Origin of the sequence: Winogradskyella sp. (assembly GCF_028289625.1) — a bacterium.
Taxonomy (GTDB): Bacteria; Bacteroidota; Bacteroidia; order Flavobacteriales; family Flavobacteriaceae; genus Winogradskyella.
In genome coordinates this window covers 1-14,112 of the sequence record NZ_JANQOM010000058.1, presented here as the reverse complement: position 1 = coordinate 14,112, position 14,112 = coordinate 1, and the positions used below count along the sequence as shown (strand labels likewise).

The 14,112-nt window shown below is 34.4% G+C and carries 16 protein-coding genes; 2 read left to right on the top strand and 14 right to left on the bottom strand.

Translation table 11 applies throughout. The features are described from left to right. Window positions 1-503: 503 nt before the first annotated feature. The 9 genes from Q0992_RS11535 to Q0992_RS11495 all read right to left on the bottom strand — a co-directional run bounded on the left by Q0992_RS11535 (window position 504) and on the right by Q0992_RS11495 (window position 9,516). On the bottom strand, window positions 504-3,701 hold the full coding sequence (locus Q0992_RS11535; protein WP_299524234.1) for a S41 family peptidase: 3,198 nt from the start codon (window positions 3,699-3,701) through the stop codon (window positions 504-506). A 702-nt stretch (window positions 3,702-4,403) separates the two neighbouring features. Continuing rightward, window positions 4,404-5,537, bottom strand: a complete 1,134-nt coding sequence (locus Q0992_RS11530) for a type II secretion system F family protein (protein WP_299524231.1) — start codon at window positions 5,535-5,537, stop codon at window positions 4,404-4,406. Continuing rightward, window positions 5,537-5,995 carry a hypothetical protein gene (locus tag Q0992_RS11525; RefSeq protein ID WP_299524228.1) on the bottom strand — a complete coding sequence of 153 codons (459 nt, stop codon included), beginning with the start codon at window positions 5,993-5,995 and terminating at the stop codon, window positions 5,537-5,539. The genes Q0992_RS11530 and Q0992_RS11525 overlap by 1 nt, the downstream gene beginning before the upstream one ends. Then, a complete protein-coding gene (locus Q0992_RS11520) occupies window positions 5,992-6,318 on the bottom strand; it encodes a hypothetical protein (RefSeq protein WP_299524225.1) in 327 nt (108 codons plus the stop codon). The genes Q0992_RS11525 and Q0992_RS11520 overlap by 4 nt, the downstream gene beginning before the upstream one ends. Then, window positions 6,306-7,559, bottom strand: a complete 1,254-nt coding sequence (locus tag Q0992_RS11515; RefSeq protein WP_299524222.1) for a hypothetical protein — start codon at window positions 7,557-7,559, stop codon at window positions 6,306-6,308. The genes Q0992_RS11520 and Q0992_RS11515 overlap by 13 nt, the downstream gene beginning before the upstream one ends. A 2-nt stretch (window positions 7,560-7,561) precedes the next feature. Continuing rightward, on the bottom strand, window positions 7,562-8,017 hold the full coding sequence (locus tag Q0992_RS11510; RefSeq protein ID WP_299524219.1) for a hypothetical protein: 456 nt from the start codon (window positions 8,015-8,017) through the stop codon (window positions 7,562-7,564). After that, window positions 8,007-8,366 carry a hypothetical protein gene (locus Q0992_RS11505; RefSeq protein WP_299524216.1) on the bottom strand — a complete coding sequence of 120 codons (360 nt, stop codon included), beginning with the start codon at window positions 8,364-8,366 and terminating at the stop codon, window positions 8,007-8,009. The genes Q0992_RS11510 and Q0992_RS11505 overlap by 11 nt, the downstream gene beginning before the upstream one ends. A 190-nt stretch (window positions 8,367-8,556) precedes the next feature. Then, window positions 8,557-8,916, bottom strand: coding sequence for a hypothetical protein (locus tag Q0992_RS11500; protein WP_299524205.1), 360 nt, complete (start codon window positions 8,914-8,916; stop codon window positions 8,557-8,559). A 393-nt stretch (window positions 8,917-9,309) separates the two neighbouring features. After that, window positions 9,310-9,516 (bottom strand): hypothetical protein, encoded by a 207-nt coding sequence (locus Q0992_RS11495; RefSeq protein ID WP_299524202.1) that lies wholly within the window; start codon window positions 9,514-9,516, stop codon window positions 9,310-9,312. 303 nt (window positions 9,517-9,819) lie between these two features. On the opposite strand from Q0992_RS11495, the gene Q0992_RS11490 reads away from it, so the two are divergent. Continuing rightward, on the top strand, window positions 9,820-10,170 hold the full coding sequence (locus Q0992_RS11490; RefSeq protein ID WP_299524199.1) for a helix-turn-helix domain-containing protein: 351 nt from the start codon (window positions 9,820-9,822) through the stop codon (window positions 10,168-10,170). Continuing rightward, window positions 10,163-10,426 (top strand): hypothetical protein, encoded by a 264-nt coding sequence (locus Q0992_RS11485; protein WP_299524196.1) that lies wholly within the window; start codon window positions 10,163-10,165, stop codon window positions 10,424-10,426. The genes Q0992_RS11490 and Q0992_RS11485 overlap by 8 nt, the downstream gene beginning before the upstream one ends. Here the strand turns inward: Q0992_RS11485 and Q0992_RS11480 are convergent. From Q0992_RS11480 to Q0992_RS11460, 5 genes are all read right to left on the bottom strand, one after another. After that, a complete protein-coding gene (locus Q0992_RS11480; protein ID WP_299524193.1) occupies window positions 10,423-10,992 on the bottom strand; it encodes an Imm26 family immunity protein in 570 nt (189 codons plus the stop codon). The two genes, Q0992_RS11485 and Q0992_RS11480, sit on opposite strands and share 4 nt — an antisense overlap. Then, window positions 10,934-12,238 (bottom strand): RHS repeat domain-containing protein, encoded by a 1,305-nt coding sequence (locus Q0992_RS11475; RefSeq protein WP_299524189.1) that lies wholly within the window; start codon window positions 12,236-12,238, stop codon window positions 10,934-10,936. The genes Q0992_RS11480 and Q0992_RS11475 overlap by 59 nt, the downstream gene beginning before the upstream one ends. Window positions 12,239-12,443: 205 nt before the next feature. After that, the gene (locus Q0992_RS11470; protein ID WP_299524186.1) at window positions 12,444-13,355 is read right to left on the bottom strand and encodes an ankyrin repeat domain-containing protein; all 912 of its coding nucleotides are present in this window, start codon (window positions 13,353-13,355) and stop codon (window positions 12,444-12,446) included. A gap of 9 nt (window positions 13,356-13,364) precedes the next feature. Next, window positions 13,365-13,811, bottom strand: a complete 447-nt coding sequence (locus tag Q0992_RS11465; protein ID WP_299524183.1) for a hypothetical protein — start codon at window positions 13,809-13,811, stop codon at window positions 13,365-13,367. Between the two features lie 111 nt (window positions 13,812-13,922). Then, window positions 13,923-14,112 (bottom strand): hypothetical protein (locus tag Q0992_RS11460; protein ID WP_299524180.1); only part of this gene is annotated, 190 nt, incomplete at its 5' end.

Sequence of the window (14,112 nt, the reverse complement as noted above, 5' to 3'; positions counted from 1 at the left end):
CGTAAAAGAAATAATGCAGTCGTTTCCGTGTTGCCATAGAAAAAAGGATAAATGGGGTTTTACAGATAGCCTACTTTGTTTATTGATAATATTGGTCTGATATATAAAAATGATTAAGGTGAGAATACTTATTATCATTGCGGAAACCCCTAAAATACGATCTGTTTTTGGTAGCTTAATCTTAATACTTCAATATAAAGTTTAAATGTCAAATTTTGGTTGAAATACAAAAATAATTTAAACAAAAACACCAATAATTAGGAGTTGTTTAATTCTGACGAATAGAATAGATAAGTCAAGTTTATACCAAAGTTAAAACATGTTTGTAGTAATGAATACCAACGTTTTTGTATAGGTTTAGTAGTTAGATTATTCCCAGGGTAATTCCGTAGAAACCAAGTTTTACAGTAACGCATAAAAAAAGCCCAATACTTCGGTATTGGACTTTTACTGTTGTAGCGAGTTGAGACTTAAACTCAAGACCTCCTTGTTTTATTAATAACTTACAATTGCTTCAATAGTTCATCTACGGCACGTTTCAATTGAGGGTCAACGTTTTTGGCTTTATAAGCCGGCGGATTTGCAACAATAATATCTGGTACCGCAGGTCCGTTTTCCATATTTTCTTCTGTAGCTTTTACATACCAAGCCCTAAAAGGCAAACGTACAAAGGAACCGTCTTGTAAACCTGCTCCTCCTGTAGAAATTACGGCACCAAAAGTAGGAATACCAACTAAAGTGCCAATATTTAGAGCTTTGTAGGCGTGCGAGAAAATTTCAGCATTGGAATAAGAGCTTTGATTACATAAAGCTATAGACGGCTTAGTCCATGAAGCTAAAGGCAGGCGCTCTCCATAAGGGTAATTTTCTTTGTAATTCTTATGCTCATTTAAACTTTTTGCTGCACCACGAGGAATAGTATAAGCATGTTGCTTAACATTTAAAACGGCCATTAAATAATCGGTTGTCCAACCACCACCGTTGTAACGGACGTCTATAACAATACCTTCTTTGCCATAACCAGCTGCCATAAGTTCACGTTCAAAACGCTCAAAGGATGGCCAATTCATTCCCTGAATGTGTAAGTAACCTAATTTTCCATTGGAGTAGGAGTCTACCAATTTTCTACGATCTTCTACCCACTCATCATACAATTGCGATCGCAAAGAACCAGCAGGCCAAATAACCATTTCAATTATCTCTCCATTTCGATTTATGTTTAGTAAAGTACGCTCGTTGGTTGTTCCTTCAAGATGCGAAAAGAAATTATTAGACTGTTCCACTGTGTTTTGATTGACCGCGGTAATGATATCACCAACATTCAATTGGCTTTCAGTCTTGCCAGCTGGACTATCATAGACAACACGAGTAATTTTAAATCCTTCTTTTATATGTTCACCTTCAATACCTAACAGACCAGTTCGTTCGCGTTGGGTCTCTTTTTGCGCATTACCGCCGTACATCCCCATATGTGAGGCATTGAGCTGGCCAAGCATTAAATTAAAATGTAATCTAAAATCTTCTTTTGTTGAAGCATTAAGAGCTAGAGGCTTATACATTTTCTTTAGCTTATCCCAATCCTGACCATGAAATTCTGGGTCATAAAAACCGGCATTGAGTACTCTCCAGCCTTCTTCAAATATTTGATCTAATTCATCTTTATAACGAATTTTCATTTGGGATTGTACAACTTGTTTTTCAAGCTTGTCAGATTTAGTATTTAAAGCTGTAATTTGTCCGCCACGCGACATTAGATAAATTTGACCTTTCACAGGGTATTTTTTGAGCCCATATGTGTTAGCACCGCCTTTAATTTCTTTCTTCTCAGTACCATCCCATTTAATTTTAAACAAGCTGCGGCTGATATCATAATTTTTTCTGCTTACACCACCATTAGTAAAATAAATATGTTCGCCTTTTTCGTCAAATGCAAAGTCAGATTCTCCGCCAGTGTAGCGCGTTACTTGCTCTAAACGCTGGTAGATCTTGTCAAAATCAATAGTAATGTCCTTTGTTTTTTTATCTGTCTTATCATCTTTGTTGTCCTCTTTCTTTTTAGTGGTTTTTTTGTCTTTATCGTCTTTTTCTTTTTCGTTTCTAGTCCACTGAGCTCTTGATTTCTCCCAATCTTCTTTTTTGAGCCATGCAAACCAAATATCGTTATCTCCATTATTTCTTTCAGAAACAAAACCTAGTTTACTACCATCTTTGCTCCAAACCGGATTAAAATCTCCTTTAGGGTGCATACTCACATTTACCGGTGGTTTGGAATTATCAGCAGCATGAATGAATATATCTTGGTTAAAGTTTAAGTCAGATTTGCTATAAGCCAACCATTTACTATCTGGTGACCAGGTCAGACCACGAGGTGCATCCCATCCATCCAATAAAGTTTTGGAATTACTCAGTTTGCCTTTTTCATCAATATCAAAAACTTTTAAACCACCTCTGCCGATTTGAAGCGCTATTTTTTTACCATCTGGGCTAACCAAAGGATTGACTTCTTCGTCTTTGGATTTAGTCAATTGTTTTGTTGCTCTTTTAAATGAATAGAATAAATCTTTTTCATTGTCATCCGTAGAATGAATAGCATACAAATCGTTTTGACCTTCTTTATCTGAAATAAATAAAAGGGTAGAATCATTAAGCCAAACTGGGCTAGCTTCCCTTGCAGGGCCATCCGTGATCCTTACGGATTTACTATCCTCTTTATCATTTCTGGTAACAAATAATTCACCACGGTTAATGTAAGCTATGAATTTGGCGTTTGGTGATACCGCGAATTCATTTACATTGTTGCGCATACGCTCTTTAACTATAGGGTCAAAACGGTAATCACTACTAATATTGATATTGAGGGGTGTCGCTTTTTTTGTAATAATGTTGAATACATAAGATTGTTCTGCTGTTTGAAAGACTATGGTATTTGTCTGCTGACTTATAGAAAAATTTATGATACCATAATCCTTTTCATTCGTTAGTTTTGAGATAGTTCCGTTTAAATCTGCCTGATGAATATTATAACGACCACTTCTGCCCGAAATAAAAACCAGTGTATTGTTGTTTAACCAACGCGGATTAAAATCATTTGTGCCATGTTTTGTAATTTGTGTGTATTGGCTGGTAGTTTTATCATATACCCAAACATCACGATTGGCAGGGCCATTATAAGCTTCTCTATCTATTCGACAAGTGCCACGAACAAAAGCAACTTTATCACCATTAGGTGAACTTACAGGATTAAAACCCAAGGCATCCGAAAAGCGTTTTTCGGTTGAAGCCGATTTTTCTAAAACATAAATTTCAGCTTCACGTTCAACTTGTCTATAATTTCTTGAGGTTGTAAATAGCACATCTCCAGAAGCAGTTATACTATATGGCGAGTCGCCAGCAGAGTGATAGGTTAATCGTTGTGGGGTACCACCTTCAACAGGGATTTTAAATAAGTCTGCATTTCCATATCTATCACTTGAAAACACAATATGTTTAGCATCATTGGACCATATAGGACTGGCTTCATAAGCCTCGTGAATGGTAAGGCGTTTTGGATTGTTGCCAGAAATATCACTTACCCAAATATCACCTTGAAAACTAAAGGCTAAATACATTCCATCTGGTGATATACTTGGCTCCATAATTGCAGATTGCGCTTGAAGTTGCAGTGAAAACAAGGCCACAAAAAAAATAGTAAAATATCGCATGGTTTTAAATTTTTAAGTTTAAATGTTAAAAAAGAAACTAAAAATAAAACAATTTGATGTGTTTTTGCTTTCAACACTTCAATTATAAGAAAAGCTTAAGATTTTTTTATGATATGTGAGTGAATGGAGCGATTCCTTTTGTTTAATAAACTACAGGACTAAAAAAGTCAGGTACTCAATAATCAACTTAATAAGAAATTGGAATACCGTTTTATTCCAATAATTAGCTTAACTCTAAGTATTGTAAAACAGTAAAAGTCGATGCTTTGCATTACTATTTTTTATACTTCTGCCTTATAAAGCCAGCTTTAGGGCAAATCACAAAAAAAGCTTGATGATGCCATCAACCTTTAACTGCTGTAGCGAGATCGAGATTTATAGAATCTTTATTGGGAAGCTGTACAATAGTAAAAGCATTAATACTATCGCATTACATTTTTTTTGTTTTCCATGCACTTTAAAGCAAGCTTCAGTGCTGTCCACAAAAAAAGCTTGATGATGCCATCAAGCCTTTACTGCTGTAGCGAGATCGAGATTTGAACTCGAGACCTCCGGGTTATGAATACTCCAATAAGGTTATTTTTAACTATTTTATTGGGGTTTCAACACCCTAATATTATAAATCGTGTTCCAAAACGTGTTCAGTTTTGTGTTCACTTTTATTAGACATTGTAAATAAAAATTAATCAAAAATAATAATTATTAACCAAGAATACTACTCAGCTTAAACATTGGTAAATACATGGCTATTAGTATAAAACCGACAAACAATCCCACAAATAGAATAATGATAGGTTCCATTACTGTAGATAACACTTTTGAGCGTTGTTGTACTCTGGCATTATACTGACTATTGAGTCGTTCGAACATAAACTCGGTTTGGTTGGTTTCCTCGGCAACTTTAACGAGTGCAATCATTTTTTCGTCAAAAAGCTTGTTCTCGCTAAGGCTTTTACTTAAAGTTTCGCCTTTTAATAATTGTTGTTCAACGCTATGAAGAGCTGTTGTTAAAGGATAGTAGTCTATCATCTGTTTCACCAAACTAATACTATTCACTATAGGTACCTTTGATGCCGTTAATAAGGCAATGGCTTGGGTAAATTGTGATAAGTAAACGGTTTTAATAAATTGACCTACAAAGGGTATCTTATTGAATAAGGTTCCTTTAATACGTTTATACCAAGATGCCTTATTAAAAAACAATCGCAAGAAAAATAATAATAGGACTACCATAAACAACCAAATACCTTTTGATTCCAAAAATTCAGAGATATTTACTACGAAAGCCGTAATGGCTGGCATTTCAATATTTTGTTGTTTAAAAATATCTTCAAACATAGGGACTACAAATTGCAACATAAAAATGACCACTAAAATTGCAGTAGTTAATATGATACAAGGGTAGGTGAGGGCATTGATTAAATGTTTACGCTGCTCGTTTTTTCTGTTGTAAAACATTCCCAGTTGTTCAGCAATTTTGAATAGTGTTCCTGTTTCCTCACCAATTTTTACCGAATGGTATTCGTAGTCCGAAAACTCTTTTTCATTTTTTATGGCTTCCGATAAACTCTTACCAGAAATAACCTCATCTAGTATAATTTGCAATATGGTCTTGGTTTTCTTTTGCTTTTGGGTGTTTTTTATTAATTCTAGAGCCTCTTTTAAGTTGATTCCTGCTTTTAACAACACCCCTAACTCTGTATAAAAATCTTCTTTGATTTTGTTGGAGAAGGCTTTTTTTAGCACGATAACTTCTTTTTCTAACAGGGCGTTTATAGAAGATTTCTCCTTGCGTATTACCTTTTGTTTAGATATGTTTTCTAACCGAAAAGCCATCAGTCGATAAAGTGTTTTGCATCGTTTATTTTAAAAACGAATATCTGTTGATCGTTATACTTTTTTGATAATTCTAACCGAATGGCATCAAGCTTACCATTAGCAACTTCATTTCCATTAAAGAATAAAGTTTTATGAGCTATGGGTATGTAAAATGTGTCTTTATCTCTTAGAGTGTAATCCTTTTCAAAATGATAGGTTGTCGAATCCAATAGCGTTTTAAACTTTATGGTATTCTGTTTGGCATTGACCCTTATGGTATTAAAGTGATTAGTATCTATCCAAAGCGCTTCTTCTAAACGATTAAATTCGGTATTTAAATTGAAATTATGCTGTATGGACCACATATGGCGCTGTACCAATGACAAAACCGTAAAAGCCAAACTCACAACAATTGATGTAATGATCATTACAATTACCATTTCATTTAATGTTAAGGCCTTTACTTTAGCTTTCATTTACTAAACACGCTTTTTTCCACAACTTTTGTTGTGTTTGTTTTTGATGCCTTTAAGTGCACTTCATCTGGGTTTTTGGATGTTACCATCTCTATTTCCCATCCATTATAATCGTTATAATAAGGGAGAGAGAGTTTGTCATTTATATATAGGTATTCTATTTCATTAAGTTTTGCCGTAATGCTTCTGGTATTATGCTTAATACTGTTAGAAAACAGATTATTCAATATTAAACTCGTTATTATAAATATGACCATGATCAATACGGTAGCTATCAAGGTTTCCATAAGTGTTGATGCCTTTATTTTATTTAGTATAACCATTTGGCAATTCCTTTTTTTGAATTTTCAAAACCAAGACTTACGAACTTCGACGTTAGCTCACTACGATCTACAAAGGCATTAAACAAGTGGTTTTGGTAGATAGAGCCCCTTTCTTTAATGATAAAATTGTTAGTATATACCGAACCGTAAACGGTGCCTCTTAATTCTAAATTTTGTTCACAATAGATCATACCCTCAACCATGGCATTGGCATTAATTTTTAATTGCGCCTCATAATTATCGGGCTGTGTTTGTCCTAAAACCAGAATTTGACCAGAAATTTTGGAATCGTCATCTATAAAAATAGCTTTGGCCTTATCCGTTTGTTCCTTTTCATAGTCCTGTTGTAGTACTAAAGCTGAAGGATAGGTTAAGCTGACATCCTTAGCCACATCGATACGCTCTGTGGCAAAGGCCTGTAAAGCGCCTGTAACGTTTGATGTGATTTCAATCACCGGTGCAATTAAGAGTACATCATTGAGCTTTGCGGTCTCATTGACCGTGATTTTAGTTTCAGATTGAATGACCAAATGCCCAATCATGGAAACCTCTGCCAGAACAATATCCGATGGGCTATACACCAATTGTAAGGGATTTTCAAATGTGTTTTTAAATACTTTATTACCCTTAAGGTTAATGTACTCCGTTTTTTTTGCGTTTAAGTCTCTTTGTTTAAGGTTTTTCAAATAGTTTAAAAGTTCATGGTTTAACTTTGGGAGCTCACCACTTAATGAAGTACTTCCATAGATATAGTGTTCGCCATAATAGGATTGCCCTGCGATATTACCTGATTTTACACCACGTTTGGGTAAGGATGCCTTACCGTTAATTTTTGTATGGCCTACCAACACAAGGGGTTTGTTATTATCCTTAAGATATAGGGTTGGTGCGTCTAACCCTGTTATTCTATTGCCTATTAATGCCACTTTGCTCAGTTTGGTATGCTTTATTTTGGCTTTGGCATGCGCTTTCTCATAAATGCCCCAAAAACTTCGGTGTATGTTTAGGGATTTATAGTCTTCGTCATATAAACTAACTGCAACGGTGTCTTCTAAAGCAATGTCTTCTTGTAGTACTGCCTTGATGCCTTTATTTACCAAGCTTACGGTTTCGATGGTATGGTTGCTCTTAATGCGAAACTGTTGATGTATATGGATTAATAGGATAAAAGCAGACAACAATAATGCAATAACCACAACCACAAAGGTGACCAACTGTAATGCGCCCGCTTTAAGTTTCATACTTATTGCTTTAATTTGAAGATTTTAGACGTATTTTTATAGCGCATGGTAATAGATTTAACATTACCGTACAAGAGTTGTATACTATCCCTAGCCTGACCTTTTTTTAGCAAATGTTGTTTGCCGTTAATAGAGACAATGTACATTTCGTTTCCCCCATTTTTTATAATACCATGGTATTGTATGGGTAACCATGATATAGGTTTCTTTTTAGTTGTAGCTTTTTTGGGGGATTCTTCCTTTTTACTATAAGTTCCTAAGAATGGATCTCTATTAACCTTGGTTATGGAAAACGTATCTATAGAGGTTTCAACTTTATAATTGCTTTTGGTTACAAATTCTTGTGGCTGAAACTCTGGTATATCTGGATTGAGGGCTACAATAATCTTATAGGCAATCGTTCCCCAGACAGCAATGACCAATACCAAGAGCACATATGTTTTCTTTTTAGTCTTCAATGTTGAGGTTTAGGGTTGTAAATGCGGTTTCATAAGCAAAATTGATGGCTTTAATGCGCCATTGGTAGATGCCTAGTTCTAATGTTTTTGTAAAGTTGCTTGCAGTAAGCGTAGTATCCTCTACAATAGCTTGGGCGTTCTCAAAATTAGGCAAAGCGATTTGTAGTTGATAGGATTCCGCAAACTCCAAGGCTTGCCACGAAAAGTTAACCGTTGTATCCGTAAGCGTACTATTATTTACTGGTGCCAGAATACTGACCGTTTCATTAGTGATATCCTCAACTTCTATAAGTTCCTCGCAGCCCAACAGGAGGCTTATTAATATAATTAATGTAAGTTTCCTTAGCATCCTTATAATAAATAAAGTTTATAAACAACTTTAAAGTTAAGGTTAATACTCAGGGAATCATTGTGGTTTTTGCTTAGTTTTTCTAAGCAAAAACCTTAGTTTCTATTTGCGGATAAAAAAAAGGACAGACGTTATGCCTATCCTTTTGTTAGTGTTTATAGCACGATTATAAATTCGTACCTACCGGTTCCTAGTATTCACTTTTTATTGACTCAATATAATCTTGAATATTCGTATTCGAAATATAGCTTTTCCCTTTATATCTAAATCTATCATTTTTTACTGATACTCGTTCAACGTTCGAAGAATCCCTCATTGAAATCACCAGTTTATAATCATAAGCCATTTTAATCGGGGATTCTTTACTGTCGTTAAAGTATGATATAATATTCTTTATTTGAGGGTTCTTTTTTATAATTAATGGATCTCTTTTATCATCTCTAAACTTTGTAATAATAATTTTATTAATTGTATGATCTTCGAAAATTAGTGGTCTATCACTACAGCTAACCATCAAAAAAACAGTTAGTACTATTAATATTTTCTTCATTTTATAAATTTTTATTCTCCTTTAAATGCTTTTTTGAATGATTTATTAACTTGTTTACCTAGGTCTTTTATTACATAAGTGGATTTTAATTGTTTGACATCCTTATACATCTGGTGAGGTGTTGCTGAAGTGAATGTAAATCCTTTATAGGAGTCAGTCTCTTTACCAAATTGGGCTTGAAGGAGATTAAGATAATTTAGCCCTTCCCCATATTCTAGCTTGGCTTGTTCAATACCTTCATATGCCTCTCAGCAAAAAGTACTACAATTAAATTCTACGCTATCATAGTAAGTCCCATCGCTCATTCTAGTTTCTAATCTTTCTTTTACAATCATATCAGTATTAAAATCTGTTTCTGTAAATAGAATACCATCGGCCATATCATCAAAACCTTCAGATTGTCCCCCTTACATTACTATTATACCCCTTATGTTTTATCCCAAAAGGGTAGTAGTTGTGCTCTTCGATAATCTCAGTACTGGCATTGATTTCACCGTTCTTGTCCGAGTCCGCATAGGTGAGCCTAATATTGCCCAAGTGGTCCCTGTACTGGTAGGCATAGTTGAACGTCGGGAACTTTCCGCCATACACAGGCTCCACATAGCCCTCCGGGTGGGAGAACATCTTCAATGTATCATCCTCGTAGATAAAATTACCTGCGTATTCGGTATGGGAGGGAGAACCAATGGTTGTCACTGTCTTTTTCAATTTTACACCTGTTGCATCATAAATATATGAAAAGGGTATTTATAATTACAATTTTCCGTTCCCTAATGTAACCCATGTATTATTAATAATCCTATGTCTTATAAGGTTTAACAAGCAATTAATGCATTCAAAATATTTTACAATTGACAAATAGAGCCTTTAAATGTAATTTTATTGATATATTGAACAATACTTATGGAGGTAAGTAAAAATATTATGTATGTACGAGAAAACAAAGGTCTCTCGCAAAAGGAAGTGATTTCTGCTATTGGAATGGGTGCTACACAGTATTCCCGTATCGAGAACGGTAAGACCGATCCATCCGTCAATACGTTGATTAAGATTGCTAAGGCTTTGGGTGTGTCTATGGCTGAGCTTTTTACGGACAAAGATGTACTTAATGACACTACTTTGATGGAACGTGTTGCGCTTATCGATAGCCTTACCAAAGACGAGCAAAAGACCATATTCTCCATTATGGATGCTTTTCTTTCTAAACGTAAACTAAAGTCCACCCTTAAGAACGTACTACAGGATATTGAATAGTGCATTAGTAAATATAATTGCTTACCTAAATACTGATGATACCAAAAATATAAACAGAACATTAGAGCTACGCTATCTTTTAGCAGATACAATCGAACATAGAAAACTAGGAATAGTTATAAACGAGGGGACTGGAAAAGGTTTTGTGGATATTTCATTTACAACAACTAAAAACTACAAAAAAAAAGAGCTAGAAGGTATACTTCTAGCTCTCGGCTTTATCAATTACCAAATTGAAGAGTCCTATGATTTTTAGGTATAATAAGAATAGCTGTATTCGCCTGTTTTCATTCTATGTACTATCTCGTTTGGGGCTTTAACCATACCTAAATCAATATCTTTATTACCTTCTGTTATCCAACCTAATGGGCGTCTTGAGTCAAACGAATCTCCTGCCCTCCATACTTGCCATTGATCTGTTTTTTTATAAATAATGCGATTTCCTTTAAATTCACGCTTCTCCCCAAAAACAGCTCTAAATAAAGGTCTTTCTAGATCACTTTCCAAATCTACGTTGCCAATCTTCTTCCATAGTTTTGTAGTAAATCCAAAAGGAATGACCACATGAGCAAAAAAATCTATTTCTGAGTTTACGATTTGGTTCAAATCATAGTTGTCTCTTTCTTTAGATCTATATGAAAAAATACGGATAACCTCACTATTTAGTTGGGCAGGATCAAGAAGCAGGTACTGAAAAAAACCTACTTCTTCTTCTCCTAATTTAACTTCGAATACATCTCCCTTTTTTATTTTACTCATTGTGCTATTGTGCTGGTGGTACTTTAATTTTATATGTCTGCCATAATGATTTTCTGATTTCATTCCTTCGGTTTAATAAATTTTTTAGACCTAAATCATTTATATTCTGTTGTTCCCAAATTCTACCCTTTAAACGAGAATTAAATCTTATGTGTGTATCATAATCTAAAAATTGTTTACCATCTGTTGCTCTTGCATGTGCTTTAAACCTAACCGAAGGGTTTTTTGAAATGCCGACATATGCTACTACATCATCTAAAGTCCCAAAATACCCATACACAATTTCTTTTGGAGCTAAACCACCTTTGAAACTAAATGCTCTGGCTGATAGTCTTGATAAATTTCCAAACATACTTCCCGGCAACACATATACTAAATCTTCACCCATGTAGAAAAAAGTATACCACACCATTAGATGTCTCATAGCCTGCCTGGCTCTTTCTTCTTCATCTAATTTTTCTTCTAATTTCCAAAATGCATCTGAATATGTATTATTCAAATGGGTATTCCATTGTGAACGATTTATATTGGCAAACTCAGGATAATCTTTCTCATATTGTTTTTGCGAACTATAATACGCAAACATACTCGTTTCATTAGACCATGTAGGCCCTTTAGATTCTCTTTTGCTTCCACTTTTGCCAGTTACAACAACTTCATCTAACTCTATAGTTTTAACCGGCGGATCAGGATCGGTATCACTTAAAGTGTCCGAAAAATAGCTCTCTGAATTACCACCACTAGGATCCGCCCAATATATAGGACTATTGTCAAAAGCAGAATAAGTTGAAAATTCATGGTGTACCACAGGATCCAAAGATGTCCATCTGGCAATAGCCGGGTCGTACTGTCTTATATCCATCTCGTAGAGGTTTAACTGGTCACCGTTAACATCACTGTCCTCAAGTTCCATACCGTTAAACCCAAACTTGCTCGCCATGCTATTCACATTAGCCGACACGTTAGAGTTGTACCCCTTATGTTTCAGGCCAAAAGGGTAGTAGTTGTTTTCTTCAAGGATTTCCAAACTTACCGCACCGGAATTATTTTGGTTAATGTCCATATAGGTCAAGCGTATATTCCCCAAGTGGTCCTTGTACTGGTAGGCATATTTGTAAGGCGCACGTTTCGCACCGAACACTGGCGATTCCACATAGCCCTCCGGGTGCGAGAACATCTTAAGGTAGCCATTCTCGTAGATAAAATTCCCCGCGTATTCCGTTGTCGTCCCCGTACTCACAATCTTTTTTAGCTTTATGCCTGTGGCATCGTAAATATACTGAATATTCTTACGGGAAAGGTTGACCACAATATTTTGGATATAGAGTTTTTTCCATGACCTAATCTACTACATAACGATTTAAGGAACCCTTATTTTATAGGTTCTAATAAACTTTCTTTTATGCAACAATATCAAAGAACGCTAAAAATCAGTAATTCATTTATTTTAGAATTACTGATTTTTAATTTGTTACAGCTTATATTTTTGCTATCAACTAGTTTACTACATTACCCTAATAGTTCTCTAAGTAAACTTCCCAATTATCAGGATAATTCTTCTTGGCAAATGCAATTGCTTTTTCAGGTATTTCAGTTTCTTTATAACTAACGTTATTCGCAATTAAATACTCTAGTATTTCCATCTTATCCTTGAATTTAGAAGAGTCTTTAAGAAAATAGCACCGCCTTAAAAAATATGAAATATTCAATGGTTTATTCGAGTAATCTCGACCCAAAATCCAATTATATTCTGCTCCACAATTAATTAAGAGGAATTTTGCCATTTGCATATCCTTCCTTGATATAGCGCTCATTAAAGCATTGAATTTCCAAACACCACCATCCATTCCAGGTTCTGTAAGAATTGCATTTATATCAGCTCCTTTTTTAATTAAGTAACTTGCTAATTCAATATTTCTTTTTTGAATTGCTGCATTTAAAGGTGAAGTAGCTCTGAAAAATTTTTTCTTGCCATTAGTTTCTTTGTGGTATCCATTTCGTATATAATTAATATCTGCGCCCTTTTCAATTAAATCTCTGACATAATCGATAGCACTAAAACCATTTAATTCGTAGTCATTTTGACATGCTACGATAAGCGGTGTAAATCCTGTGTTTGATTTTATATTAACATCAGATCCTAATCCCAATAAAGCCCTGAATGATTTGTATTTATTATTTCTTATTGTCCAAAATAATATAGGTTCTATTTCATTTGTGTAATTTATTTTTGAGTTAGGGAAATTTAAAATTGTACTATCAGTTTTAATTACATCTTTTATTTTACTGATGTCTTCTTTTTCTAAAGCTAAAACTAGTTCATTTAAAAGCTCATCAAAATGCGTATTACCATTTTTAGAGGTCTCTTGTGAATTACAAGAACTAAGCAATATGACATTCAGCATAAAAAAAACTATTTTTTTCATCTATTTAAACTATTTTAAAAATTCTTTTTTTAATCTCTTAATATGATTACCAATCATATGATTCCTTATTCTCTGATATTGTCTTACAGTGGTAGATAGAATATTATACCTAGCAGGTATTATTATTTTTTGCCCTTCAGCTCTTACTCCTAGTAATCTTTGATTAAAATCAACAAATTCCCCTCTTGTAATATATGCTCGAATATTATCACTTATACCTTTTTCAATACCCAAATTTGTTTTTAACTTGTTAGTTAAACCAGCTGCATTGAAAGTAGTTGCTTTCCCATCTGTGGCTAGAGCAGATGCACTAGCAAGTCCTCCACCAAGTGAATGCCCTGTAAACTCAATATTTTCATAAAGAACAGTTGCCTGTACTCCTTGATCAACTGCAATTTCATATTGAATTGATTCACCATTAACAATTGCAGAAAAATTAGTTTCCCAATCTTTCAAATCATCCGATCCAGCAAAGGCAAGTACATATTCATTTTCTTCAACTTTCTTGAATAAAACAGATCTAAATCCGTCACCATCTTCATTATTTTGATCTCTAACAGAAATGGCTTAATATCCATTTATTGTATCTCCTTCATCTGCACTATATGCACCAGATGATAATGCCGCCATATTTAAAACATGTTTTTCTGCTTTGGGATAATTATCAGTTTCCATAAAATAAACTGCATAGTATAAGTCTCTATGCTTTTTTTCATTTATACTAGGGATTAGACTGTAAAAAAACCCTAAGTCTTCT